This window comes from Ideonella alba (genome assembly GCF_018069845.1).
GTDB classification, from domain to species: Bacteria; Pseudomonadota; Gammaproteobacteria; order Burkholderiales; family Burkholderiaceae_C; genus Ideonella; species Ideonella alba.
The window spans coordinates 31,152-55,951 of sequence record NZ_JAGQDD010000022.1 but is presented as its reverse complement, the minus strand read 5'-3'; the positions used below and the strand labels follow the sequence as shown (position 1 = coordinate 55,951).

The window sequence follows — 24,800 nt, the reverse complement described above, 5'->3', positions numbered from 1 at the left end:
GACCGACCCTCAGGAGTTCGCCATGACCGACCGCCGCCCCGTTCGCGCCGCTGCCCTTGCCGCCGCCCTGCTGCTCGCCACGCCGCTGCTGCGGGCGCAGACCGCCGATTTCCAGAACCAGGGCAACTCGCTGCAGTACAGCAGCACCCCGGTCAACCGCCTGGTCGTGGCCAATGTGCAGTCCAAGGTCGGCGTCAGCCTGGAGCGGCTGACGCTGATCTCCGGTGAAGGCCACGAGGACAAGAAGATCACCGCCGGCCTGCTGGCGGGCGCGGCCACGCTGCTGTCGATGCGGGCCGGTGGCGGCATCGGCGGCGCCGGCGGCATCGACTTCGCCGACCGCGAGCCGATCGAGGACCACCTCAGCAAGGACGACGCGCGCCGCATCGGCGAAGAGGCGCTGGCCATCGTGGTCGAGAAACTGCGCGCCGCCGGTGTCGCGGTGGACGGCCCGGAGAAAGTGGCGGCCGCGCCCTTCATGGCCGAGGCCAAGGGCGAGAGCGAGGTCAGCACCGACTCGGCGCAGGACAAGGGCAGCCTGTTCCGCAAGGCCTACTACTACGGCTTCTACTGCACGCCGGTGGCCGGCCTGAAGTACCGCAAGCCCGGCATGTTCGAGGGCATGGGCGACAGCGACTACTACCCCAAGGCCCGGGCGGCCGCGGGCGCCCCGGGCGCGCTGGACCTGACGATCGCGTTCTACAACGACAAGAAGGTGTTCGGCCTGCACGAGTTCCAGGCCCGCGTCTGGGGCCAGGTCAAGGGCCGCGACGCCGACGTGCCGATGTACGCCGAGCTGCTGAAGAACAAGGACGACTTCACCGTGCCCTCGGGCGGCAAGGACACCCTGGCCTACTGGCAGGCGATGCGACCGAAATTCGAGGCCCTGGCCGGCGCCTTCGCCGCCCGCCTGGCCAAGGCCATGCCGCCCGCTGGATCCTGACGCCGCCAGCCCGCTACAATTGACGTTTACGTCAACGTCAATGGGCGGGCCGGTTGACCCTGCCACCCGGCGTTGCCACTCGCCGGCACGGGGTGCGCTTGCGTACACTGCCGCGCGGGATTGATGCGATGCAGCATGGGCTGCGTCCTGCCCGGCAGGAGATGGTTTCGTGAGCACCCAGCTGACCGAGCTGTTCGACAGCAACCGCGAATGGGCGCGCCGCACCGAGCAGCGCGAGCCCGGTTTCTTCAGCAAGCTGCTGGAGCAGCAGACCCCGCAGTACCTGTGGATCGGCTGTGCCGACAGCCGCGTGCCCGCCAACGAGCTGGTCGACCTGCTGCCGGGCGAGCTGTTCGTCCACCGCAATGTGGCCAACGTCGTGGCCCACTCCGACCTCAATGCGCTGTCGGTGATCCAGTTCGCGGTGGAGGGCCTGAAGGTCCAGCACATCATCGTTGTCGGCCACAGCAGCTGCGGCGGCGTGCGCGCGGCGCTGAACGACCTGCGCCTGGGCCTGGTGGACAACTGGATCCGCCACGTCAAGGACGTGCGCTGCAAGCACGAAGCCCTGCTCGACCGCGTGGCGCCCGAACAGCGGCTGGACGCGCTGTGCGAGCTCAACGTGCTGGAGCAGGCGCGCAATGTGTGCGACACCACCGTGGTCCAGGACGCCTGGGCGCGTGGCCAGGCGGTGGTGGTGCACGGCTGGGTCTACGGCCTGCACAACGGCCTGCTGGAAGACCTGCGCATCACCGCCGCCACCGCCGAGCAGGTGGCCCCAGCCTACCGCGCCGCGCTCGACGGCATCATCAACCGCTACAACGCAGCCTGAACCAGGAGACTCTCCATGGCCGATCCGATCGTCATCGCCTCCGCTGCCCGCACGCCCATCGGGGGCCTGCTGGGCGACTTTGCCAGCCTGGCCGCCTGGGAGCTGGGCGGCGTGGCCATCCGCGCCGCCGTCGAGCGCGCCGGCGTGCCCGGTGACGCGGTGGACGAAGTGCTGATGGGCAACTGCCTGATGGCCGGCCAGGGCCAGGCCCCGGCGCGCCAGGCGGTGCTCAAGGCCGGCCTGCCGCAGAGTGCCGGCGCGGTCACGCTGAGCAAGATGTGCGGCTCGGGCATGCGCGCGATGATGTTCGCCCACGACATGCTGGCCGCCGGCTCGGCCACCGTGATGGTGGCCGGCGGCATGGAGAGCATGACCAACGCGCCGCACCTGATGTTCGCCCGCAAGGGCGTGAAGTACGGCGCCGCCCAGCTGTTCGACCACATGGCGATGGACGGCCTGGAGGACGCCTACGAGCGCGGCAAGGCGATGGGCGTGTTCGCCGAGGCCTGCGTGGCCAAGTACGGCTTCACCCGCGAGGCGCAGGACGCCTACGCGATCGCCTCCACCACCCGCGCCAAGGCCGCCAACGAGGACGGCCGCTTCGACTGGGAAATGGCCCCGGTGTCGCTGCCGGGCAAGGGCGGCGAGGTGCTCGTCAAGCACGACGAGCAGCCCTTCAAGGCCAAGCTCGACAAGATCGCCGGTCTCAAGCCGGCCTTCAAGAAGGACGGCACGATCACCGCCGCCAACGCCAGCAGCATCTCCGACGGCGCCGCCGCGCTGGTGCTGATGCGCGAGAGCACCGCCCGCGCGATGGGCGTGACGCCGCTGGCCCGCATCGTCGCGCACGCGGTGCATGCGCAGGCGCCCGAGTGGTTCTCCACCGCGCCCGCCGGCGCGATCGAGAAGGCGCTGAAGAAGGCCGGCTGGAGCGCGCAGCAGGTGGACCTGTGGGAGGTCAACGAGGCCTTCGCCGCGGTGACCATGGCCGCGATGCACGAGTTCCAGCTGCCCCACGAGATCGTCAACGTGCACGGCGGCGCCTGCGCGCTGGGCCACCCGATCGGCGCTTCGGGTGCGCGCATCGTTGTCACGCTGCTGGGTGCGCTGCGGGCGCAGGGCAAGAAGCGCGGCATGGCCTCGCTGTGCATTGGCGGTGGCGAGGCGACGGCGCTGGCCGTGGAGATGCTGTGAGCGGCCTGACCCGTCTGCAGCCATGATCCGCGACCCGCGCTCCGGCCGCTGCCACCCGACGCTGGTGCATGGCCGCACCCTGGTGGCGCTGCTGCTGCTGAGCCTGGGCCTGCTGGCGGCGCTGCGCTGGAGCGGCGCCGATGCCGGCTTCGGTGCCACCGTGCTGCAGCGGCCCTTCGACGAGCGCATCGACGGCTATGACCCCGGCCAGGCGCTGGCGGTGATGGCCGGCATGGACACGCTGCAGTACCGCGCCTACCTGCGCTACCGCCTGCTGGACCTGCTGTTCCCGGTGGTGCTGGGGGCGCTGCTGGCCGGCAGCCTGTGCGCGCTGGGCGCACCGCGCCTGGCCCGCATGGGCCTGCTGGCCGCCGCGGTGGACACGCTGGAGAACCTGATGCTGTGGTACCTGATGCTGCAGGACAACGCCAGCGCCGGCCTGGTGCAGGCCGCCAGCGCGCTGACCCAGCTGAAATGGGTGGTCTACGGCCTGACGCTGGGCGTGCTGGGCGTGGTGGCGGCGCAGCGCGTGCTGCGCGGCGCCAGTGCGCGGGGAGTGCGTGGTGGCTGAGTCGGTGCTGGTGGTCGGCGCCTCGCGCGGCATCGGGCTGGAGCTGGTGCGCCAGTACCGCGCCGACGGCGCCACCGTGGTGGGCACCGCGCGCGACGACGCCGGCCTGGCGCGCCTGCAGGCGCTGGGCGCGCACGCACTGCGCATCGATGTGACCGAGCTGACCAGCGTGGCCGGCCTGGCCTGGCAGATCGACGGCCAGGCCTTCGAGCGGGTCTGGGTCAATGCCGGCGTCTACGGCCCCTCGGGCCTGAACGCGCTGCAGGCGCCGGGCCGAGAGGATTTCGACCAGGTGATGCGCACCAACGTGCTGGGCCCGATGCAGGTGGTGCCGCAGCTGGTGGACGCGCTGGCGCCGCAGGCCCGGTTGGGCCTGGTGACCTCGCGCATGGGCTCGATCGGCCTGCGCACCAACGGCAACGGCTGGCTCTACCGCGCCAGCAAGGCCGCCGCCAACTCGGTGCTGCGCGACCTGGCCTTCGCGCTGGAAGGCCGGGCTGTCTGCGCCGCCTTCCATCCCGGCTGGGTGCGCACAGACATGGGCGGCGCCGGCGCCGACCTGTCGGTCGAGCAGAGTGCGGCCGGCCTGCGCGCGGTGCTGGCCGGCCTGACCCCGGCCGACCACGGCCACTTCTTCGACCAGGACGGCCAGGCCCTGGCCTGGTGACGCGCCCACCCCGACAACGGAGACCTTTCCCATGCTGCTCAGCGAAGACCACCGTGCCGTGCAGGACGCCGTGCGGGCCTATGTCCAGGACCGCATCGCGCCGAACGCCGCGCGCTGGGACAAGGACCACCACTTCCCGGCCGACGAACTGAAGGGCCTGGCCGAGCTGGGCTGCTACGGCGTGGCCGTGCCGCCCGAGTACGACGGTGCCGGCCTGGACTACCTGGCGCTGAGCCTGATCCTGGAAGAGATCGCGGCGGGCGACGGCGGCACCTCCACCGTGGTCAGCGTCAACAACTGCCCGGTCTGCTCGATCCTGATGGCCTTCGGCAACGAGGACCAGAAGCAGCGCTTCCTCAAACCCCTGGCGCGCGGCGAGATGCTGGGCGCCTTCTGCCTGACCGAGCCGCATGTGGGCTCGGAGGCCGGCGGCCTGCGCACCACCGCCACCCGCGACGGCGATGAGTACGTGCTCAACGGCGTCAAGCAGTTCATCACCAGCGGGAAGCACGGCGACGTGGCCATCGTGATGGCGGTGACCGACAAGGCCGCCGGCAAGAAGGGCATCAGCGCCTTCCTGGTGCCCACCGCCACGCCCGGCTACATCGTGGCGCGGGTCGAAGAGAAGATGGGCCAGCACAGCTCGGACACCGCGCAGATCGTCTTCGAGAACTGCCGCGTGCCGGCCGCCAACCGGCTGGCCGACGAGGGCATGGGCCTGAAGATCGCGCTCAGCGGTCTGGAGGGCGGGCGCATCGGCATCGCCAGCCAGAGCGTGGGCATGGCGCGCGCGGCGTTCGAGGCGGCGCTGCGCTACAGCAAGGAGCGCGTGGCCTTCGGCCAGCCCATCTTTGAACACCAGGCGGTGCAGCACAAGCTGGCCGACATGGCCACGCAGATCGAGGCCGCACGCCAGCTGATCTGGCACGCCGCCAGCCTGAAGGATGCCGGCCAGCCCTGCCTGAAGGAAGCGGCGATGGCCAAGCTCTTCGCCAGCGAGATGGCCGAGCGCATCTGCTCGGCCGCGATCCAGGTGCACGGCGGCTACGGCTACCTCAGCGACTTCCCGGTCGAGCGCATCTACCGCGATGTGCGGGTGTGCCAGATCTACGAGGGCACGTCCGAGGTGCAGAAGATCCTGATCGGCCGCGCCCTGGCTTAGGCCGCTCAGCAGCCACGCCAGAGGGTTGCCGCGGTGGCGCCGTGTTCAGCGGTGCTTCAGCTGGCTGCGGCTGCGCGCTCGCGGGCGATCAGCTCGTCGATGATGCGCCGCGCCTGCACGCCGCCGCCGTCGATGTTGAGCTTGAGCAGGCCGCGCTCGGGCCAGGCCTGCAGGTTCTGCTGCTGGCGCTCCAGCATCTCCAGGTCCTCGCTGAAGATCACGTGCTGGCCGTTGCGGATGGCTTCGGTCAGCGCGGCGTCGTCGGCCTTGAAGTGGCGCGCCATGCCCCAGAAGTACCAGCAGCTGCCGTCGGTCTCGGGCGTGATGTAGTCGACCACGATGGCCGAGGCCTTCTTGTCCACCGGCGCCTCGAAGCCGCCGTGGCCTTCCAGCGCCACGCCCACATCGATCAGCACATTGCTGGGCGGCTGGAAGCGGCAGATCTGCCAGCGGTCGACCGTGGCGGTCTTGTCCATGCCGTTGGATTCCATGGCCATCTGCCAGAACGGCGGCGCCTTGATCTTCTCCATGTAGCGCTCGGTGACCACCAGGCCGTCGACCACGCGGGTGGCCACCGGCGCCTCGTCGATCTCCTTCTGGCCGATGCTGCTCGAGTGCACATAGGTCTCGTGCGTCAGGTCCATCAGGTTGTCGATCAGCAGCCGGTAGTCGCAGCGGATATTGAACAGGCCGCCGCCCACCGCCCAGTCGCTGCGGCCATGCCAGGCGGGCACCGGGATGTCCTCTTCCCTGGCCAGCGCGGCGTCGCCCGGCCACAGCCAGACAAAGCCGTAGCGCTCGGCCACCGGGTAGCTGCGGATCGCGGGGAAGCCCTTGACGCGCTGGCCCGGCATGCTCACCGTGCGGCCGTTGCAACCCATGGCCAGGCCGTGGTAGCCGCACACCAGGTTCCCGTCGCGCACGAAGCCCAGCGACAGCGGCACGCCGCGGTGCGGGCAGAAGTCTTCCACCGCGCCGATCACGCCCTCGCTGTTGCGGAAGAAGGCGATCGGCTGGTTGCAGATGCGGCGACCGAGCGGCTTGTCGCTGCCGATCTCATCGGGGCGGGCGACCACGTACCAGGCGTTGAGCGGGAACATCGGGGCTGTCTCCAGGGTTGTCAGCTTGAATTGGATCCAATTCTGCACTTGTGAGCTATCATCCGTCAATATGACCGATCAATTGGATCCAATTGAGGCTGAGGAACCCGCGGGCGGCAGCGTGCTGGCGCGGCTGCGCCAGCGCATCATCCGCGGCGAACTGCCCCCCGGCACCCGGGTCACCGAGGACGCGCTGGCCGAATCGCTGGGCGTGTCGCGCACCCCGGTGCGGCTGGCCTTGCGCAGCCTGGAGCAGGAGGGCCTGCTGACCAAGACCGGCAAGCGCGGCCTGGTGGTGCGCGCCTTTTCCACCGACGACGTGATGTGCGCGGTGGAAGTGCGCGGCGCGCTGGAAGGCCTGGCCGCCCGCCGCGCCGCCGAGCGCGGGCCCGATGCCCCGCTGCTGGCCGCGCTGGATGAGGCCGTGCAGCGCGGCCGTGCGCTGCTCGCCAAGGGCCATCTGGTCCCGGCCGACGTGGCCGACTGGGGCGCGCTCAACAGCGACTTCCACGCCGCGCTGGTGGCGGCGGCCGGCAGCCCGGTGATCGCCGACGCCATCGCCCGCAACAACCACCTGCCGTTCGCCTCGGCCGACTCGATCACGCTGGACATCGGCGCGCTCGACCGCGAGTACGACAAACTCCGCCTGGCCCAGGTGCACCACGAACTCGTGCTGGATGCGCTGCGCCAGCGCGAGGGCGCCCGCGTCGAGGCCCTGATGCGCGAACATGCCTGGATCGGCGTGCGCTACGGCCGCCTGCTCTGACTGACCCACCCACCCAACGCCATGACCACGCTCACCGTCCTGATCGCCGCCAAGACCGATGTCACCGCCGATGTCTGCGCCCTCGAGTTGCAGCCCACCGACGGCCAGCCGCTGCCCGCCTTCACCGCCGGCGCGCACATCGATGTGCATCTGAGCGGCGGCCTGATCCGCCAGTACTCGCTGTATGGCGCACCCGCTGACCGCAGCCGCTACCGCCTGGCGGTGCTGCGCGAGCCGGCCTCGCGCGGCGGCTCGGTGGGCGTGCATGGTCTGCAGGCGGGGCAGACGCTGACGATCTCGGCACCGCGCAACGCCTTCCCGCTGGCCGCCAGCGGCGGCGCGCTGCTGCTGGGCGGCGGCATCGGCCTGACGCCCCTGCTGGCGATGGCCGAGCAGTTGCATGCCGAGGGCCGGCCGTTCCAGCTGCACCTGAGCGTGCGCACCCGCGACCGCCTGCCGCTGGCCGCGCACCTGGCGGCCGTGCCCTGGGCGGCGCAGGTGGTGGTGCATGTCGATGACGAGCCGGCCACCGCGCTGGACATCGCCGCCGTGCTGCGCGCTGCCAGCCCCGACACCCACGCCTACGCCTGCGGCCCCGCCGGCTACATCGCCTGGGCGCGTGCCGCAGTGCAGGCGGCGGGCTGGTCTGACGACCGCTGGCACAGCGAGTCCTTCACGCCGCCGGTCATCAACCACAGCGCCGACGGCCCGTTCGAGATCGAACTGGCGCGCTCGAAGCGAGTGATCACCGTGGCCGCCGACCAGACGGCGGTGCAGGCGCTGGACGCCGCCGGCGTGGCTGTCTCCACCTCCTGCGAGCAGGGCATCTGCGGCACCTGCCTGACCCCGGTGCTGGGCGGCACGCCCGACCACCGCGACGCCTACCTGACCGATGACGAACTGGCCGCCGGCAACTGCTTCCTGCCCTGCGTGTCGCGCTCGCGCACCGCGCGGCTGGTGGTGGATCTCTGAGGCGCGGTCGTCAGGCCAGCGCCACGCGCTGGCCTGGCGCGATGATCGGCGGTGCCGCGTTCAGCGTCTCGATCGCGAAGTCGGCCGCTGCCTTGTAGCGCGCCATGAAGGCCTCGCGCTCCTCACGCGGGACGACCTGGTCGATGTGCTCGAAGACGCCGCCGCAGCGCTCGTCCACCAGCCCCAGCAGACCGAAAGGCCCGGCGCCGCGGTTGCGCAGCACCAGGGCCGAGATGTCCGCGCACAGGCGCTCGTCATAGGCGCGCAAGGCCTGCGGGCCGACGCCGTGGGCCAGGAACTGCGCGCCCAGCACGCGGGCATCGACGATCGCCTGGCTGGCCCCGTTCGAGCCCACCGGGTACATCACATGCGCGGCGTCGCCCAGCAGCGCCACGCGGCCGTCCACCCAGGTGGGCACCGGGTCGCGGTCGATCATCGGGTACTCGTAGACCTCGCTGGCGCCGCGCAGCATCGCCGGCACGTCGAGCCAGGGGTAGTTCCAGCCCTCGAAATGGTGGATGAACGCCTCCAGCGCCACGCGCCGGTTCCAGTCGCCCTGGCGCCAGCCGCCCTGGTTGTCCACGGTGATCTCGGCGATCCAGTTGATCGTGGCCAGACCGGTGGCCGGGTCGGGCGGCGAGATCGGGTAGAGCACCACCCGGTGCCGCAGCGAACCCAGCCCCACGAAGGACGCGCCGGTGCGCACCGGCACCCCCGGCGTGGTGCCGCGCCACATGATGGCGCCGCCCCACTGGATCGGCGGCTGCGCTGGGTGCATCTGTGCCCGCACGGCCGAGTGCAGGCCATCGGCGGCGATCAACAGGGAGCCTGCCAAGCTGGTGTGCTGGCCATCGCGGGTCTCGATCAGCGCGGTGACGCCGGCCTCGTCCTGCCGGTAGCCCACCACCCGCTGGCCCAGGCGCACGGCATCAGGGCCCAGGCGGGCCTTCACGGCCTCGAACAGCAGCATCTGCAGCTGCCCCCGGTGCACCGCGTACTGCGGCCAGCGGTAGCCCGCCAGCAGTCCGCGCGGCTCGGCATACACCTCGTTGCCGTTGCGCCCCACCAGCGCCCACTCGCGCGCCTGCAGGCCGATCGTGTCCAGCAGCGCATTGCCAAAACCCAGCTCGTGCAGCTCGCGCACCGCGTTGGGCTGCAGGTTGATGCCCACCCCCAGCGGCTGCAGCTCAGGCACCGACTCCAGGACCACGCAGGGCACGCCGATCTGGTGCAGCGTCAGCGCGGTGGCCATGCCACCAATGCCGCCGCCGGCGATCAGCACCGGACGGTGGGAGGACGAGGGAGCAGCATCTGCAGACATGCGCGGATTGTCCCTGCTGCGCCCGCCGGTCCGGCTCGGGGATGGCACCACCCAGCGTCCGTCTGGCACGTGCCTCATGGCAGTGCAAACCCTGCGTTGACAGGCCCCCGGCGGGGCGCCAAGGTCCGGCCGTCCGCACCGCGCCCGACGAAAGGCTGTCGCCATGCACGCCACGCAACGTGAACACATCGCCACCGTGATGGAAGTGGCCGGCCACGGCGTGCATGCGCGTGCGGCGCAGCACCACGAGCAGATCATCCGCGATTCCTGGCACCGCTGCGTTCACCAGCACGGGCTGGACCCCACGCGCATGCAGGAGGCGGTGATCCTGCCGCAGAGCCAGTTGCGCCAGCACCAGGACCAGATGGAGGCCTTCCTGCACATCGCGCGGCATGGCCTGGAGACGCTGTACCAGCATGTGGCCGGGCTGGGCTATGTGGTGCTGCTGACCGATGCCCGCGGCGTGACCGTCGACTTCATTGGCGACCTGCAGATCGAGCCCAGCCTGCGCAAGGCCGGCCTGTACCTGGGCGCCGACTGGAGCGAGCACCACGCCGGCACCTGCGGCGTGGGCACCTGCATCAGCACCGGCGAGGCACTCACGGTGCATCTGGACGACCACTTCGACGCCACGCACATTCCGCTGACCTGCACCACCAGCCCGGTGTACGACGCGAGCGGCCGGCTGACGGCGGTGCTGGACATCAGCGCGCTGCGCTCGCCCGATCCCAAAGGCAGCCAGGCGCTGGCACTGCAGCTGGTCAAGCTCTATGCGCAGCACATCGAGAACGCCAACTTCCTGTACCGCTTCAGCCGGGACTGGGTGCTGCGCCTGTCCACGGCGCCGCAGTTCCTGGACGTCAACCCCGAGTACCTGATCGCGCTGGACGCCTCGGGGCGCGTGATCGGCCACAACCGGCGCGCCCAGCACGCCCTGCAGATCGATGCGCGGCAGCCGCTGGTTGGGCAGGCCTTCGACACGCTGTTCGAGGCGCGCTTCGAGGACATTGGTCGCTTCGTGATGGCCCAGCCCTCGGACCAGCGCGCCGTGATGCGTGCCGGTGGCCGCGAGCTGCTGTTCCTGTCGGCCACGCCACCGCCGCCACGCCCGCCGCTGACACCGGGTCAGCCCGAGCGCCCGGTCCCGGCGCCGCTGGCGGCACTGAACCTGGGTGACCCGGCGCTGGCCCGGCAGATCGAGCGCGCGGCGCGGCTGGTGAACTCGCCGGTGAGCCTGCTCATCACCGGCGAGACCGGCTCGGGCAAGGAGTACTTCGCCAAGGCCGTGCACGCCAGCAGCGAGCGGCGCGCGCGGCCGTTCGTGGCGGTGAACTGCGCCGCCATTCCCGAGACCCTGATCGAGAGCGAACTCTTCGGCCACCTGCCGGGCAGCTTCAGCGGCGCCGCCACCAAGGGCAAGCGCGGCCTGGTTCAGGAGGCCGACGGCGGCACGCTGTTCCTCGACGAGATCGGCGACATGCCGCTCGCGCTGCAGGCGCGGCTGCTGCGCGTGCTGTCCGAACGCGAGGTGCTGCCGGTGGGCGCCACGCGGCCGGTGGCGGTGAACATCCGCGTCATCGCGGCCACCCATGCGCCGCTGGAGGACCTGGTGCGCGCCGGCCGCTTCCGCGACGACCTCTACTACCGCATCAACGGCGCCCACATCAGCCTGCCGCCGCTGCGCGAGCGGCGCGACCTGGCGGCCCTGATCCAGCGCCTCCTGCAGGGCCGTGCCCTGGCGGCCGACGCGCTCGCACGGCTGCTGGCCTACCGCTGGCCCGGCAACCTGCGGGAGCTGAAGAACGTGCTGGACTGCGCCACCAGCGTGGCGTCGCCCCACGGGCCGATCGGGCTGACCGACCTGCCGGAGCTGCCCGGGCTGGGCACCGCGGACCGCACACCAGCGCCGTCGCCCGCACCCGCCACAAGCGGCGGCCCGCTGCTGGCCGAGCTGCAGGCGGCGCACTGGAACATCACCCTGGCGGCACGCCGCCTGGGCGTGGCCCGCATGACGCTGTACCGGCGCATGAAGCGCGCCGGCATCGTCCCGCCCAACCAGCGAGACTGAGGCCACGGCCCGTGGGCCTGTGACAGCTGTCACGCCACCCGGGTGTGACAGGTGGCTCAGCGGCCCCGCGACGTGACATGCGGGTTGGCCCGAGGTGCGCCAATGCCGACAAGCACTTGCGATGGCCCCGCGGCGCGGCACGGGTCTTGAGTAGGTCTGCGCGGATCGATCCATCCCGAGATCGACAAGCCCGGAGACTGTTTTCATGACCGACCCGACTCCCTCCGCCGACGCCCGCCGCTGGCTGGCCGACTTTGGCGCCGCACTGGCCCGCCAGGACCTCACCGCCGCCACGGCGCTGTTCGGCGACGACGCGTACTGGCGCGACCTGGTGGCCTTCACCTGGAACATCCGCACCCAGGAAGGCCCGGCGGCCATCCGCGAGATGCTGGCTGCTCGGCTGGCCGACACCGCGCCCACGGACTTCGCGCTGGACGGCGAGGCCACCGCGGCCGATGGCATCACCGACGCCTGGTTCACCTTCGAGACCCGGGTGGCGCGCGGCCGCGGCCACCTGCGCCTGCGGAATGGCCAGGCCTGGACGCTGTTGACCACCATGGTCGAGCTCAAGGGCTTCGAGGAGAAGAAGGGCCCGCGCCGCATCAAGGGCGCCGAGCACGGCGTGCACCCCGGCCGCAAGACCTGGCTGGAGCGCCGGCAGGAAGAGCAGGCCACGCTGGGCTACACCGAACAGCCCTATGTGGTGATCATCGGCGGCGGGCAGGGCGGCATCATGCTGGCCGCGCGGCTGCGCCGCCTGGGCGTGCCGACCATCGTGGTCGAACGCAACGAGAAGCCCGGCGACAGCTGGCGCAAGCGCTACAAGAGCCTGTGCCTGCACGACCCGGTCTGGTACGACCACCTGCCCTACCTGCCCTTCCCCGACGACTGGCCGGTGTTCGCCCCCAAGGACAAGATCGGCGACTGGCTGGAGATGTACGCCAAGGTGATGGAGCTGAACTACTGGGGCAGCACCACCGCGAAGAAGGCCAGCTTCGACGAGGCCACCGGCGAGTGGACCGTGGTGGTGGATCGCGCCGGGCAGGAGGTGGTGCTGCGGCCCAAGCAACTGGTGTTCGCGCTGGGGGTTTCGGGCTACGCCAACGTGCCGAAGATCGCCGGCGCCGAGACCTTCCTGGGCGAGCAGCACCACAGCAGTCGCCACCCCGGGCCCGAGGGCTACCAGGGCAAGAAGGTGGTGGTGCTGGGCAGCAACAACAGCGCGCACGACATCTGCGCCGCGATGGTGGAGCAGGGCGTGGACGTCACCATGGTCCAGCGCAGCAGCACGCACATCGCGCCCTCCGATTCGCTGATGGAGCTGGCGCTGGGCGGCCTGTACAGCGAGCAGGCGGTGAAGAACGGCATCGACCACCACACCGCCGACCTGGTGTTCGCCAGCGTGCCCTACAGGATCATGCACACCTTCCACATCCCCGTGTACGAGGAGATGAAGAAGCGCGACGCCGACCTGTACGCGCGGCTGGAGAAGGCCGGCTTCATGCTGGACTTCGGCGACGACGGCTCGGGCCTGTTCATGAAGTACCTGCGCCGCGGCTCGGGCTACTACATCGACGTGGGCGCCAGCGAGCTGGTCGCCAACGGCAGCATCAAGCTCAAGAGCCGGGTCAACATCGAGCGCATCAACCCGAGGAGCGTGACGCTCAGCGACGGCACCGAACTGCCGGCCGACCTGATCGTCTACGCCACCGGCTACGGCTCGATGAACCAGTTCCTGGCCGACCTGGTGTCCCCCGAGGTGGCCGACCGCGTGGGCAAGGTCTGGGGCCTGGGCAGCGGCACCACCAAGGACCCCGGCCCCTGGGAAGGCGAGCTGCGCAACATGTGGAAGCCCACGAACCAGGCCAACCTGTGGATCCACGGCGGCAACCTGCACCAGAGCCGCCACTACAGCCAGTTCCTGAGCCTGCAGCTCAAGGCCCGCTACGAAGGGCTGGACACGCCGGTGTACGGACAAGCGCCGGTGCACCACCTGCGCTGACGGCCTGCCTCCTGGCCGACACGCCGCCGCATCTGTGGCGGCGTGTCGGCGTCTTGCACAGCAGCTCAGCCGTGTTCACCCGCGCTGAGTGGCGCCTTGGCTCTGGTTGCAACATTCGGCCCCACCCACTGAGGACAACCTAGTGCTGGCACAGGGCTGGGGACAGACGCGGCCAGTGGTGCTGAGGATGCCTCGACGCGCCTGTCCCTGTGCGTGGTCGTGCCGCGGACCATCCTCTACGCTAGGGATGAAACGGTCGCGGTACAGCCTTAGGCTACTGTCTCGTTCAGCTACCCGTCACAGCCCGCTCAGGTGGGCAATTTTGGAGATCGAGACATGGGAATGGGCACGGTCTATTGGGGCGCTCACGGCGCCGTGGCAGCCAACGCAGCGCCGATCGCGTTGATGCTGGGAGATTCCTGGTTCTGGTATCCGATCGACAACCTGGCTATCGAAATCCAGGCGGGCTTCGAGAACAACGACTTTGTCGTCATCGGCAAGAACGGCGCCGAGGCGGCGGAGTGGACCACGAAGCTGCGCAAGGACATCGATTTCGCCTTCAAGATGTACGGTGCCAGCGTGCAGGCGTTGATGCTGTCCGGCGGCGGTAACGATATCGCTGGCACCGCAGACTTCCTCCGTATCCTGGCGGACGACTGCTCCAAGGCGACCACGGTGCAGGATTGCTACCGCCTGGGACAGCCAGAGGCCATCATGGCGTCAATCATTGGCGCCTACCGCGCCGTGATCCTGTCGTTCCGGGCTTACAACGCCAACGCCACTGTGTTCTGCCACAACTACGACCATGCCTGGCCCACCGGCAAGGGCCTGTTCGGACCCGCGGACTGGCTGAAGGTACCCATGGAGAAGGCCAAGGTGCCCAAGGCGTTACGTCGTGATGTCTTCAAGGATCTGGTCGCACGGCTGCGTGCCGCACAACTCTTGCTGGCCAAAGAGAAAGGTCTGGGGCCCGTGGTTGCCATCGCGAGTGCCGGCACGATGCCTGAGGACGATGGCAGCAAGGACCAGTGGTGGGCCAACGAACTGCATCCCACCCCCAAGGGCTTCAAGCTGCTGGCCAAAAAGGCCTTCATCCCCGCGCTGAAGAAGGTCGTCACGCTCTGAGGGCGCGGCCCCGGCGGGATGCTGTGCCGGCGTAACCCGACTGGGGGACACCACCCGACTGTGTGCCGAGCATGCTGTGCCTGAGGCCGCATACTCCAGCGGTTGCCAAAGGTGCCGGCCCTCATGCGTGTCTTCCTGTCCTCCACCTCCGTGGACCTTGATGAACATCGGCGGATCGTTGACGACACCTTACTTCGCCTGCAACAGCAGCCGGTGGTGATGGAGCGCTTCGGGCCATTGCCCGGTGCGCCCGTTGATGAGTGTGAGCGTCTGGCCGCCTCGGCCGATGTTGTGGTGTGCGTGGTTGCACATCGCTATGGCTATGTGCCCGAACCTGGGAAGGGTAGCATCACGCGGCGCGAGGTCGAGGCGGCGCGGCGGGCTGGCAAACCGGTGTATGTATGGATCGTCGACGATGCCTTTGACTGGATACAGCCAAAGGAACCGGACGGGCTGATGCAGCTATATGGTCTGGGCGACGAAGCCAAGGAGCGGTATGTGGTCGAGGCTGAGAAGGCCTTGGGCGACTTCAAAGCGTGGCTGCGCAAGAACTTCATCACTGAGAGCTTCACGACGCCTGATGACCTGGGACGCAAGGTCGCCACCACGCTGGCTAAGGTTGCTGCGCAGCGGGACGAAGGCGTTAAGCTGTCTGCGCCCGTAAGGCCCCCCGAACTGCGCATCGTCCACGCCCTGCAGCCAGCCCCGCATTTCAGTGGTCGGACGGCTTTGTTGAATGAGCTCTCGGTCTGGGTGGACGACATCGCGTCGCCCGACCGCCTGCGGGCGCTGGTAGCAGCGGGTGGCACCGGCAAGACCGCAGTGGTGGAGCAGGTGATCAGATCGCTGCAGCAGCGCTGGCCCCCACCCGGCGCCGGCAGCGTGCTGGTCTGGTCCTTCTACGAGAAGCCCGAGGCCGATTCCTTCCTGCGCGAATGCGCCCAACTCTTCCTGGGCGAGGCCGACGACGCCCCAGCCGGCGGCCGGCTGGAACGCCTGCAGCGCGGCCTGCGCGACGGCCGCCCGCACCTGATCGTGCTCGATGGCCTAGAGCGGGTACAGGCTGAGGCCGGCTCCGGCCTAGTGCGGGGCGAGTTGGTGGACCACACGCTGAAGCTGCTACTGCAGGCCATCGCTGCCGGCCTGGGGCGCACCCGGGCCTTGGTGACCTCGCGCTTTGCGCTGACCGACCTGCGGGACTGGGAAGGCCATGGCGTGGTCCAGACGCTGCTGGAGGATCTGGAGCCTGCGGCGGCCCGCCAGGCACTGCGTGGCTGGGGCGTGCTCGGCCGCGATGAGCAACTCGACGCGGTGTGCCAACAAGTGGGCCAGCATGCGCTGTCGGTGGCGGTGATCGGCTCCTACCTCGCTCACTTCGAGCAGGGGCGCATCGAGGCCGCCGCCTCATTGCGGCTGGACGAGGTGGCGACGGACGATCCCAAGGCGGCCAAGCTGGCGCGCGTGCTGGGCTTTTATGCCGAGCGTCTACCGGCGGAAGAGCGCGAACTGCTGGCCCGGCTGTCAGTGTTCCCCCGCGGCATCACGATCGACCTGCTGGGGGCGCTAGTCGATGCCGGCGGTCAGGTGGCCGGCGTACTGAGTCACGCCAAGCCGGCGTTGGCGCGTCTGTTGACGCGGCTGGTTGAGCGCGGCCTGGTATTCCGCTATTCCGGGGCTGGGAGTACCGACAACTGGACCGCACACCCCTTTGTGCGCGAGCGCTTCGCGGCACTGCTGGGCTGCCCGAAAGAAGCGGTGTTCAATGTAATGGCTCGGCATGTTGGCCGAGGACTAGATGTCCGGCCACAAACAATGCCGGAATCGCCGGACATGCTGGACCGATACGAGCAGCTGATTGAGGCCACTCGTCTGGCGGGTCGAGAGCAGGAAGCGTTTGATCTCTTCTGGTTCGGCTTGGGTGCTGAAGACCATTTGGCAAAGAAACTCGGCGAATATGAGCGCGCGTACCGCATTCTGCGTACCTTCCTGCCTGCTTCTGGTGACCCAAGGGACTTCGGAAGTGGCTTGACCAAGAGTGACCAATTGGCTGGACTCACCGCCCTGGCGCAGGCGGCATATCTACTGGGGCGATTGCAGGAGGCTGCTGCACTTCGGCAAGTCGATGATGCTCGGAGTCGGCAACATCCTGACGCATTGGGGTATTGCATCGGTCTACACAGCACATGCGAGGTAGCAGTGAGCCTCGGGCGCCTAGCCGACGCGCGTGTGGCGGCTACTGAGGCATGCCATCAAGCGGAGGGTGCGGGTGATAGAACACAAGAACTCAACTCGCTCGCCAATCGGGCAATGGTGCGACACCAACTGGGTGATATCGCTCATGCACTGGTCGACTTTTCCCGCGCGACTGCGCTGGAGAGCTGGCGTCTGTTGTACTCGACTCGTGGTCAGCTTCACGCGCGTCACCATCTGGACCTGGGCCGAATCAAAGCAAGCGAGACCATTGTCCTGGCCGGCCTTGAGATCTCGCGGCGCGGAGGTTGGAATTTCGAGATCCCGGGTTGGCAAGCTATGCTCTCCCGTCTTGCTCTGGCCCGCGCCCAAGACCCCAGCCCATTCATCGCCGACATGCGCGCCTGGACCGCACGTACCGGCGACATGCAGTGGATCATCGAGGCCCACACACTGTCCGCTCAGTCGGCGCTTGTCAGAGGTGACCTGGGCACCGCGCAAGCCGAAGCCGACGATGGTTTGCGACAGGCCCGGCTGTGCGGCTACGGCCTGAAGCTGATCGAGCTGTTGATCACACAGTCAGCGATCCACCTCGCCCGACCGGACCCGCAGCGCGCCCTGGCCGCCGCGCGCGAAGCCCTGGACCTGGCCACTGCGCCACACTGCGGCTATGCCTGGGGCGAAGCCGACGCCGCCCACGCCTGGGGCCTGGCCTTCGAGGCACTTGGCCAGCTCGAGCAGGCGCAGCGCGCGTTCCGGCAGGCGCTGGCGGTGCGCGAGCGCATCGAGCATCCGCAGGCCGAGGCCACGCGCACCGCGCTGGCACGGTTGACCTGACGCCCTAAGATTCATCCAACCAGGCCGGGATGTCGCGCTGCTGGTGCAGCACGCGCCAGACGTCGATGTGGTCCTCGCGCTCGACATAGAACACCAGGTAAGGAAAGCGACTCAGCGGCCAGCTGCGCAACTCCGGTAGCCCCAGCGCATGGGCGTAGCGCGAAGAGCCGGTCGCCGGGTGACGGGCGATGTGCCCATAGGCGGTCTCCAGCGCGTCGATGAACTGCAGCGCGACCCGGTCGTTCGCTTCCTGCAGGTAGAAGTCGATCGCTGCCTGGACGTCCTGGTTCGCCAGCGTTCGCGGAACGACGCGACGCACCTTCACGCGCGGCTGCGGCGCCCGACCTGCTTGCGCAGCGATGCGAAGTACGCACCGTCGGCCTCGGCGGCGACTGGGGCTGTGGCGCCGGCCAACAGCAGGCCGCGCAGCTGCAGCCGCTCCTGGTCTCGACGGATCAGCTCGCGCACGTACTCGCTGCTGGTGCCGAAGCCGCGGTGGCTGACCTGCTCGTCGACGAAGGCCTTCAGCGCTTCGGGCAGGGAGATGTTCATCGTGCTCATGATCTGATGCTAAACACGATGGCAAATTTTGGCAAACCGGGCGCCCGGACGGCCCTCACCGCGGCAGATACAGCCGGTCCGAATAGGTGGCCAGGTACTCCGGCTTGTAGGCCACGAAGATCGCCACCACCATGCCGGTGAGGAAGGCATCGCCCCAGGCGGCCAGCCAGCGGCCCAGCATCAGGTCGCTGGCGCTGAGGCTGTCGGGCACGCCCGTCCAGGCCATGGCGGCGGCGCCGGCCAGGGTCAGCGAGAACAGCGAGGCGAAGAAGCCGCGGCCCAGGATGTAGACCATCAGGTGGTGCGGCAGCCAGCGGCGCACGCCGGCCCCCAGCACCAGGGCCAGCGTGCCGGGCACCACGCCCAGCCAGACGGCGCGGGCCAGCGTGGCCTCGGGGCCGAGGCCGGTCATGGTGCCGGCCACCACGGCCACCACGGCCACGCCCAGCATGGCCAGGGGCCAGCCCGCCATCAGCACCAGCAGGCAGGCGCCTGAGAGCGGTTGCGCCAGCGGGATGCGCGCCACGTGGTCGGCGCTCCACAGCCAGGGCATCACCGCCCACCAGGCCAGCCAGGGCCAGGGCGGGCCACCGGCGGCCACCCCGCGCCAGGGGCGCAGCCACAGGGCCAGCACCAGCGCAACGGCGGCGATCGGCAGTTCCAGCAACATCGCGTGATGCTATCGGCCGCGCCGCCGTGCCGCGTGACGGCTGTCAATCGCCGGCAGGCGCCCTGTGGCGTTTTGCGCAGCGCTTCGGGCCTCACCTCATGACGCTGGCGGGCCTGCGCGCTATGGTGGGCGCCATGAATCTGCGTGCCCCGATCCAGTTCTGGTTCGACTTCTCGTCGCCGTACTCCTACATTGCCAACGAGTGGATCGATGCGCTGGCCGCGCGCCACGGCCGCACCGTGCAGCGCCACGCCATCCTGCTGGGCGCCACCTTCCAGGCGGCCGAGCTGAAAAGCCCGGTGGCCTATCCGCTCAAGCGCGAATACTCGCTGCGCGACTTCGCCCGCTCGGCGCGCTTCGAGCGCGTGCCCTATGTGCCGCCCGAGGTCTTCCCGATCGCCACGCAGAACGCCGCCCGCGTCTTCTGGTGGCTGCACGACGACGGCGGCCCGGAGGCCGCGGCGCGCTGGGCGCGCAGCGCCTTCCGCGCCTTCTTCACCCGCGGCGTCAACCTCTCGGAGCCGGTCGCGCTGAAGGCGCTGTGCGCCGAGTCGGGCCTGGACGCCGACGCCGCCGAGGCCGCCTGGAACGACCCGCTGTGGAAGAACCGCCTGCGCAGCGCCAACGAGGCCGCCATTGCCGGCGGCGTCTTCGGCGCGCCCTTCTTCATGGTCGATGGCGAGCCCTTCTGGGGCAATGACCGCAAGCCGCAGCTCGAGCGCTGGCTGGCGGACGGCCCGTTCTGATGACCGCCGAGGAGCGGCACCTGCAGCCCTGGCAGGTGATCGTCGGCGGCATCTGCGCGCTGGTGCTGACCCTGGGCCTGGCGCGCTTTGCCTTCACGCCGCTGCTGCCTTCGCTGCAGGCCCACACCGGGCTGGGCGATGCGGCCGCGGGCGTGCTGGCGGCGGTCAACTACGCGGGCTACATGAGCGGCGCGCTGCTGGCCGCGTGGATCGATTCGCCGCAGTGGCGCCATCGCCTCTATGGCTGGGGGCTGTGGGTGGCGGTGCTGGGCACCGCGGCCACCGGCCTGGCCGCCTGGTACCCGGGCTGGCTGCTGCTGCGCTACCTGGGCGGGCTGTGCGGTGCGGCGGGCATGCTGCTGGGCTCGGGCCTGGTGCTGGGCTGGCTGATGCGCGCCGGGCGGCGGCCTGAGCTGGGCCTGTACTTCATCGGCATCGGGCTGGGCATCGTGGTCTCGGCGCTCAGCGCCTGGGGCTTCACGCGGCTGTGGCCCGACGACTGGCGGCCGCCCTGGCTGATGCTGGCGGTGGTGGGCGCGGTCTTCCTGGTGCCGGCCTGGCGCTGGCGCCCGCCGGTGCCGCCAGCGCCGGCCAGCGTGGCCGATGACGGCAGCGGCCCCTCCAGGCGCTGGCTGATGACCATGGCCGGCAGCTACTTCGCGGCCGGCTGGGGCTTTGTGATCAGCGCCACCTTCACCGTGGCCATCGTCGAGCGCGAGCCGGCACTGGCCGGGCAGGGGGCCTTCATCTGGGCGCTGGTGGGCATTGCCGCGATGCCCGCGGTGGCGCTGTGGGACCGCGTGGCGCGCCGCCTGGGCGAGCAGCGCGCGCTGCTGCTGGCCTTCGGGCTGCAGACACTGGCGGTGATCGCGCCGGCGCTGTCGGGCTCGCTGGGCGCGGCGCTGCTGGGCGCGCTGGGCTACGGCGCCACCTTCATCGGCATCGTCAGCCTGACACTGGCGCTGGCCGGGCGGCGCGCGCCGCGCAACCCCGGCAAGGCGATGGCGCGGCTGACGCTGAGCTACGGCGCCGCGCAGGTGGTGGCGCCGGCGCTGGCCGGGGCAATGGCGCAGGCCAGCGGCCGCTTCACTGGCGCGCTGTGGCTGACCGCGGCGGTGATGGCCGCGGGCATGGCGCTGCTGGCGACGCTGCCAGCCGAGTGATCAGCCCTTGATGGCCTGGGTCACCGCGGCCAGGCGCTCGCCGAACTTGGCAGCGGTGGCCAGATCGCCCGGCACCATCTCGTCCACCGAGGCGTCCGACGGCGTGCTGGTCATCAGGCCGCCCGAGGAGCCGACGAAGTTGATGTCGTCGCGGGTGGCGGCCTTGCTGTTGCTGGGCATCATGCCGGTGCCCACCCACAGGCCGCTGTGCTGCATCGCCAGCGTCATCATGTAGTGCAGCGTGCTGTGCTTGTCGCCGTTCATCGTGGCCGAGTTGGTGAAGCCGGCGAACAGCTTGTCCTTCCAGGCCTGGGTGAACCAGGGCTTGCTGGAGGCGTCGGCGAACTTCTTGAACTGCCAGCTGGCCATGCCCATGTAGGTGGGCGAGCCGAAGACGATGGTGTCGGCGGCCGCCAGCGTGTCCCAGCCGCCTTCGGGCAGGTCGCCGTTGGCGTCGATGGGCAGCAGCGTGGCGCCGGCGGTGGCGGCGATGGCCTGGGCGATCTTGGCGGTGTGGCCGTAGCCACTGTGGAAGACGATGACGATGCGGGACATGGGACATCCTTTCGATGGGCGGCGGCCCGACGGGGCTGCCAATGAACGCATCGTCGGCCAGGCGACGGACCGGGTGGTGCGAAGCGCTTGGCGGCGACGTTCAAGCCGCTTGAATGGTGCCGCCGGGCCGGCGGCTGCCTATACTGGCTTGGATGAACACCCGCCACTGCGCTCGATCTGGCGCCCGCACCTGGCCGTGGCTGGCGCTGATCGGCGCCGGCATGGCCAGCGCCGCCCTGGCGCAGAGCAACCCCAACCTGCGCGACCCCACGCAGATCAAGCCGCCCAGCGCACCGTCGCAGCTGGAGCGCGACGGCCTGCGCCTCGCCCAGCCTGACGCGGGCTCGCGCCGCGAGTTGTTCACCGCGCAGGGCCTGCGCTTCAGCTTCATGGACCCGTCCAACACCGCGCAGTTCGTGCGCCGCCTGGACGGCGGTCTGCGCGAGGCCTCGGTGCAGGTGCTGCGCGCCGAGCCGGCCTGGCAGCGGCTGTTCCTGCTGCGCGCCGACTGCCGCGATGCGCGCATGTACTTCGGCCCCGAGGCGGGGCCGGTGCAGCTCAAGCCGGTGGAGGCGGGAAGCCTGGGCGCGCAGCTCTACCAGGACCTCTGCGCCGACTGACTCACAGCCAGCCCAGGTCGGCGGGTCGCGCCTGCGGGAACACCCGCGCCAGCCGCTCGGCCGACAGGCCGTACTGCCGAGCCCACAGGCCGGCCAGCAGCGGCCGGTAGTCGTTGAGCACCGGCCAGTCGCGGTTCTGATGCAGGGTCTGGGGCGACAGCCGCCGCTGTTCGCCGGCGATGCGGCCGCCGCGCAGCGCGCCCCCCAGCAGCCAGCAGACGCTGCCGTGGCCATGGTCGGTGCCGCGGGTGCCGTTCTCGCGCCAGGTGCGGCCGAACTCGCTGGCCACCAGCACCGTGCAGCGCTGCCAGGCGGGGCCCATCTCGGCCGCCAGCGCGCTCAGGCCGGTGGACAACTCGGCCAGCCGGGTGGCCAGCACGCCGGTGGCGGCGCCCTGGTTGGCATGGGTGTCCCAGCCGGCCACATCGACAAAGCCCAGCGCCACCCGCTCGCGCATCAGGCGGCCGATGCGCCGCGCCTCGGTGGCGAAGGCCGAGGCGGCCACCGCGCGGCGACCCGGGTCCATGGGTTCGGCGGCCATCTCGCGCATCACCTCGCCGCGCGTGACCAGGCCTTCCTGCACCGCGGATTCCAGCGGGTGGCCGGCGTACAGGCGCTGCAGCTGGGCCATCTGCTTCTCGTCCAGCGCCGGCCGGCCGACGTTGCGCAGCGAGACATTGCCCACCGGTCCGGCGCCCTGCATCACCAGCGGCAGCTGCTCGGTGAAGGACATCAGCTCGCGGCCGGCCTGCTCGCGCGTGGCCAGGCCCAGCTCGATCGCCAGCCGGGCCAGGAAACCGCTGCGGCCCTCGCTGCCGACGCTCTGACCGGCGGGCAGGCCCAGCTCGAAGCGGTCCTGGGTCTCGAAGTGGCTGCGGTTGTTGTCCTCGCTGCCGGCAAAGGGCACGAAACCCAGCTGCCGCGCCTGCCACAGCGGCAGCAGGGTGTCGGCCACCGACGGGGCCAGCGCCCAGTCGCTGTCCAGGGCGCGCGCGCCGTCCTCGCTGCCCGGCGGCGCGATCGCCAGGCGCGGACGCGATTCGGCATAGAACGCGCGGCTGCCCGCGTCCTGCGGCAGCAGCAGGCTGGCGGCGTCGTAGCCGCCGCGCAGGAAGACCAGCAGGAAGCGCGGCAGCTCGGGCGCAGCAGCCCAGCCGCGCAGCAGCGGCGCGGTCAGGCCCAGCGCGGCGGCGGTGTGCAGGAAGCGGCGTCGTTGCATCGCGGCCCCTTCAGTGGCTCATGAACTCGGGCGAAGACCACCACAGCGCCAGGCGCTCGGCCGGTCGGCGTGCGGAGGCCAGCACCTCGCGGCTGCTGCCCGACGCCACCGCTGCCGGATCCTCGGTGGGCAGCGGCGTGTCGGCCGGCTGGCCCCAGACGGCGCCCCAGCGCAGCGCCATGCTGCGCGCCAGTTCGAAACGCAGCGCCAGCTGGCCCGGCGCGGCCCAGGCGGTGCGCTCCAGCGGGTAGCCGTCGGGGGTGCCGCGCTGGTAGGGCGCCTCGCCCAGGCGGGCAAGCCAGCCCAGCGGCATCTCGGGCTGCAGCCAGGCGTCGGGCGGGCGCTGCTCGCGCAGCGCCGACACCACCCAGTGCACCGGGTCCTTGAAGCCCTGGCCCAGCGAGGCCTCGAACTCGGGGTGGGCCAGCAGCGTGCGCAGCACCTCGGCGATCCGGCCGTCGCTGTCCAGGAAGCGGCGCGCCAGCTGCTGCTGCAGCGCGTCCGACGCCGGCCGGCCCAGCAGGTACAGCGCCAGCCGGCGGGTGACGTGGCGGGCGGTGGCGGGGTGGCGGGCCAGGCGGTCGAGCAGGGCCTCGACCTGGGCCAGGCCCTGGCCGGGGAGCAGTTCGCCCAGCAGGGTCTTGGGCTCGTTGTCGTGGCGCGCGGGGTTGAAGGCCATCAGGCCGCGGCGCAGCACCGCCGGCCCGCGGGCCTCGGGGGCGCTGGCCAGGCCCAGGCCGGTCAGGGCGCGCGCGGCGCTCAGCACGTCGGCCTGGGTGTAGCCGCCGTCCACGCCCAAGGTGTGCAGTTCCAGCAGTTCGCGGCCCAGGTTCTCGTTCAGGCGACCGGCGGCGTTCTGGTCGTTGTCCAGGTAGCGCAGCATCGCCGGGTGCATCAGCGCCACGCCCAGCAGGTCGCGAAAGCGCCCCAGCGCCTGCGCCTGCAGCTGCTCGTCATAGTCGGCCACCATCGCGCGCAGGTCCTGCTTGCCCTGGTAGACGTTGAAGTGGTTGAGCCAGAACCAGCCCAGCCGGCTCTGCAGCGGCCGGGGCGAATGCACCGCGCGCCACAGCTGGCGGTGGGCGCCCTCCTGCTGCAGCCGGGTCATGGCCTGCTGCCAGGCCTTGAAGTCGCGCGTGCGGGCGTCCGGATCGGCCTGGCCGACCGCCTCGCGGCGCTGCGCCTGCATCTGCCAGACCAGGGTGGCCAGGTCGGTGCGCGCGGTGGTCTGCTCGGCCAGGCGGGCCTGCAGCGGCGCGGGCAAGGGTGGCGCGCTGGCGCTGGGCTGCAACTGCTGCGACACCCAGGCCGACAGGCCGATCTGGCGCACCTGCGCCAGCGTGTCGGCATCGGCGCCCCAGGCCAGGCGCACCAGCCAGCGGCGGGCGCGGGCGGGGTCGGTGTCGGCCGCGCTGGGCTCGGCGCGCGGCCGCGCCAGGTCGGCGCAGCCGCCCAGCACCAGCAGCGGTGCGCTCAGCAGCAGACGGCGGCGCAGAAGAAGCATGACGGCAGGCGC

The 24,800-nt window shown here is 70.6% G+C and carries 23 protein-coding genes; 15 read left to right on the top strand and 8 right to left on the bottom strand.

The window, feature by feature from the left end:
• Nucleotides 1-22 precede the first annotated feature (22 nt).
• From KAK03_RS21265 to KAK03_RS21240, 6 genes are all read left to right on the top strand, one after another.
• Entirely contained in the window at nucleotides 23-943 is a 921-nt protein-coding gene (locus KAK03_RS21265; RefSeq protein ID WP_210856709.1) for a hypothetical protein, read from the top strand.
• Nucleotides 944-1,112: 169 nt separating this feature from the next.
• On the top strand, nucleotides 1,113-1,775 hold the full coding sequence (can, locus tag KAK03_RS21260) for a carbonate dehydratase (RefSeq protein ID WP_210856708.1): 663 nt from the start codon (nucleotides 1,113-1,115) through the stop codon (nucleotides 1,773-1,775).
• A gap of 15 nt (nucleotides 1,776-1,790) precedes the next feature.
• Nucleotides 1,791-2,969 carry an acetyl-CoA C-acyltransferase gene (locus KAK03_RS21255; RefSeq protein WP_210856707.1) on the top strand — a complete coding sequence of 393 codons (1,179 nt, stop codon included), beginning with the start codon at nucleotides 1,791-1,793 and terminating at the stop codon, nucleotides 2,967-2,969.
• Between the two features lie 22 nt (nucleotides 2,970-2,991).
• Nucleotides 2,992-3,540, top strand: coding sequence for a hypothetical protein (locus KAK03_RS21250; protein WP_210856706.1), 549 nt, complete (start codon nucleotides 2,992-2,994; stop codon nucleotides 3,538-3,540).
• Entirely contained in the window at nucleotides 3,533-4,207 is a 675-nt protein-coding gene (locus KAK03_RS21245) for an SDR family oxidoreductase (RefSeq protein ID WP_210856705.1), read from the top strand. The genes KAK03_RS21250 and KAK03_RS21245 overlap by 8 nt, the downstream gene beginning before the upstream one ends.
• 31 nt (nucleotides 4,208-4,238) lie before the next feature.
• The gene (locus tag KAK03_RS21240) at nucleotides 4,239-5,369 is read left to right on the top strand and encodes an acyl-CoA dehydrogenase family protein (protein WP_210856704.1); all 1,131 of its coding nucleotides are present in this window, start codon (nucleotides 4,239-4,241) and stop codon (nucleotides 5,367-5,369) included.
• 56 nt (nucleotides 5,370-5,425) lie between these two features.
• Here the strand turns inward: KAK03_RS21240 and KAK03_RS21235 are convergent, their stop codons facing one another.
• Nucleotides 5,426-6,469, bottom strand: a complete 1,044-nt coding sequence (locus tag KAK03_RS21235) for a Rieske 2Fe-2S domain-containing protein (protein ID WP_210856703.1) — start codon at nucleotides 6,467-6,469, stop codon at nucleotides 5,426-5,428.
• A 70-nt stretch (nucleotides 6,470-6,539) separates the two neighbouring features.
• On the opposite strand from KAK03_RS21235, the gene KAK03_RS21230 reads away from it, so the two are divergent.
• Together KAK03_RS21230 and KAK03_RS21225 are read left to right on the top strand one after the other, a co-directional pair.
• On the top strand, nucleotides 6,540-7,235 hold the full coding sequence (locus KAK03_RS21230) for a GntR family transcriptional regulator (protein ID WP_210856702.1): 696 nt from the start codon (nucleotides 6,540-6,542) through the stop codon (nucleotides 7,233-7,235).
• A gap of 21 nt (nucleotides 7,236-7,256) precedes the next feature.
• Nucleotides 7,257-8,207, top strand: coding sequence for a PDR/VanB family oxidoreductase (locus tag KAK03_RS21225; protein WP_210856701.1), 951 nt, complete (start codon nucleotides 7,257-7,259; stop codon nucleotides 8,205-8,207).
• A 10-nt stretch (nucleotides 8,208-8,217) separates the two neighbouring features.
• On the opposite strand, the gene KAK03_RS21220 is transcribed toward KAK03_RS21225, so the two are convergent.
• Complete coding sequence (locus KAK03_RS21220) at nucleotides 8,218-9,528, bottom strand: flavin-dependent oxidoreductase (protein ID WP_210856700.1); 1,311 nt, start codon at nucleotides 9,526-9,528, stop codon at nucleotides 8,218-8,220.
• Nucleotides 9,529-9,691: 163 nt separating this feature from the next.
• Here KAK03_RS21220 and KAK03_RS21215 point away from each other — a divergent pair, with 163 nt between their 5' ends.
• The 4 genes from KAK03_RS21215 to KAK03_RS21200 all read left to right on the top strand — a co-directional run bounded on the left by KAK03_RS21215 (nucleotide 9,692) and on the right by KAK03_RS21200 (nucleotide 17,750).
• A complete protein-coding gene (locus KAK03_RS21215; RefSeq protein WP_210856699.1) occupies nucleotides 9,692-11,596 on the top strand; it encodes a sigma-54-dependent Fis family transcriptional regulator in 1,905 nt (634 codons plus the stop codon).
• A 205-nt stretch (nucleotides 11,597-11,801) separates the two neighbouring features.
• Nucleotides 11,802-13,598, top strand: a complete 1,797-nt coding sequence (locus KAK03_RS21210; RefSeq protein ID WP_210856698.1) for an NAD(P)/FAD-dependent oxidoreductase — start codon at nucleotides 11,802-11,804, stop codon at nucleotides 13,596-13,598.
• Between the two features lie 342 nt (nucleotides 13,599-13,940).
• Nucleotides 13,941-14,723 carry a GDSL-type esterase/lipase family protein gene (locus KAK03_RS21205; protein ID WP_210856697.1) on the top strand — a complete coding sequence of 261 codons (783 nt, stop codon included), beginning with the start codon at nucleotides 13,941-13,943 and terminating at the stop codon, nucleotides 14,721-14,723.
• A gap of 123 nt (nucleotides 14,724-14,846) precedes the next feature.
• Nucleotides 14,847-17,750: a DUF4062 domain-containing protein gene (locus KAK03_RS21200; protein ID WP_210856696.1), complete on the top strand. Its 2,904-nt coding sequence runs from the start codon at nucleotides 14,847-14,849 to the stop codon at nucleotides 17,748-17,750.
• A 4-nt stretch (nucleotides 17,751-17,754) separates the two neighbouring features.
• Here the strand turns inward: KAK03_RS21200 and KAK03_RS21195 are convergent, their stop codons facing one another.
• Genes KAK03_RS21195 through KAK03_RS21185 form a run of 3 tightly spaced genes read right to left on the bottom strand, consistent with a single transcriptional unit; the run spans nucleotide 17,755 to nucleotide 18,981 of the window.
• On the bottom strand, nucleotides 17,755-18,075 hold the full coding sequence (locus tag KAK03_RS21195) for a type II toxin-antitoxin system RelE/ParE family toxin (RefSeq protein WP_210856695.1): 321 nt from the start codon (nucleotides 18,073-18,075) through the stop codon (nucleotides 17,755-17,757).
• Nucleotides 18,072-18,311 (bottom strand): ribbon-helix-helix domain-containing protein, encoded by a 240-nt coding sequence (locus KAK03_RS21190; RefSeq protein ID WP_210856694.1) that lies wholly within the window; start codon nucleotides 18,309-18,311, stop codon nucleotides 18,072-18,074. Before KAK03_RS21190 ends, KAK03_RS21195 begins: the two co-directional genes overlap by 4 nt.
• Nucleotides 18,312-18,366: 55 nt before the next feature.
• A complete protein-coding gene (locus tag KAK03_RS21185) occupies nucleotides 18,367-18,981 on the bottom strand; it encodes a hypothetical protein (RefSeq protein WP_210856693.1) in 615 nt (204 codons plus the stop codon).
• A 134-nt stretch (nucleotides 18,982-19,115) separates the two neighbouring features.
• On the opposite strand from KAK03_RS21185, the gene KAK03_RS21180 reads away from it, so the two are divergent.
• The gene (locus KAK03_RS21180; protein WP_210856692.1) at nucleotides 19,116-19,727 is read left to right on the top strand and encodes a 2-hydroxychromene-2-carboxylate isomerase; all 612 of its coding nucleotides are present in this window, start codon (nucleotides 19,116-19,118) and stop codon (nucleotides 19,725-19,727) included.
• Nucleotides 19,727-20,890, top strand: a complete 1,164-nt coding sequence (locus KAK03_RS21175) for a YbfB/YjiJ family MFS transporter (protein WP_210856691.1) — start codon at nucleotides 19,727-19,729, stop codon at nucleotides 20,888-20,890. Before KAK03_RS21180 ends, KAK03_RS21175 begins: the two co-directional genes overlap by 1 nt.
• On the opposite strand, the gene KAK03_RS21170 is transcribed toward KAK03_RS21175, so the two are convergent.
• On the bottom strand, nucleotides 20,891-21,445 hold the full coding sequence (locus tag KAK03_RS21170) for a flavodoxin family protein (protein WP_210856690.1): 555 nt from the start codon (nucleotides 21,443-21,445) through the stop codon (nucleotides 20,891-20,893).
• Between the two features lie 152 nt (nucleotides 21,446-21,597).
• Here KAK03_RS21170 and KAK03_RS21165 point away from each other — a divergent pair, with 152 nt between their 5' ends.
• Complete coding sequence (locus KAK03_RS21165) at nucleotides 21,598-22,065, top strand: hypothetical protein (RefSeq protein ID WP_210856689.1); 468 nt, start codon at nucleotides 21,598-21,600, stop codon at nucleotides 22,063-22,065.
• Between the two features lies 1 nt (nucleotide 22,066).
• On the opposite strand, the gene KAK03_RS21160 is transcribed toward KAK03_RS21165, so the two are convergent.
• Together KAK03_RS21160 and KAK03_RS21155 are read right to left on the bottom strand one after the other, a co-directional pair.
• A complete protein-coding gene (locus KAK03_RS21160; RefSeq protein WP_210856688.1) occupies nucleotides 22,067-23,284 on the bottom strand; it encodes a DUF1501 domain-containing protein in 1,218 nt (405 codons plus the stop codon).
• Nucleotides 23,285-23,294: 10 nt separating this feature from the next.
• Nucleotides 23,295-24,788 (bottom strand): DUF1800 domain-containing protein, encoded by a 1,494-nt coding sequence (locus KAK03_RS21155; protein WP_210856687.1) that lies wholly within the window; start codon nucleotides 24,786-24,788, stop codon nucleotides 23,295-23,297.
• Nucleotides 24,789-24,800 lie beyond the last annotated feature (12 nt).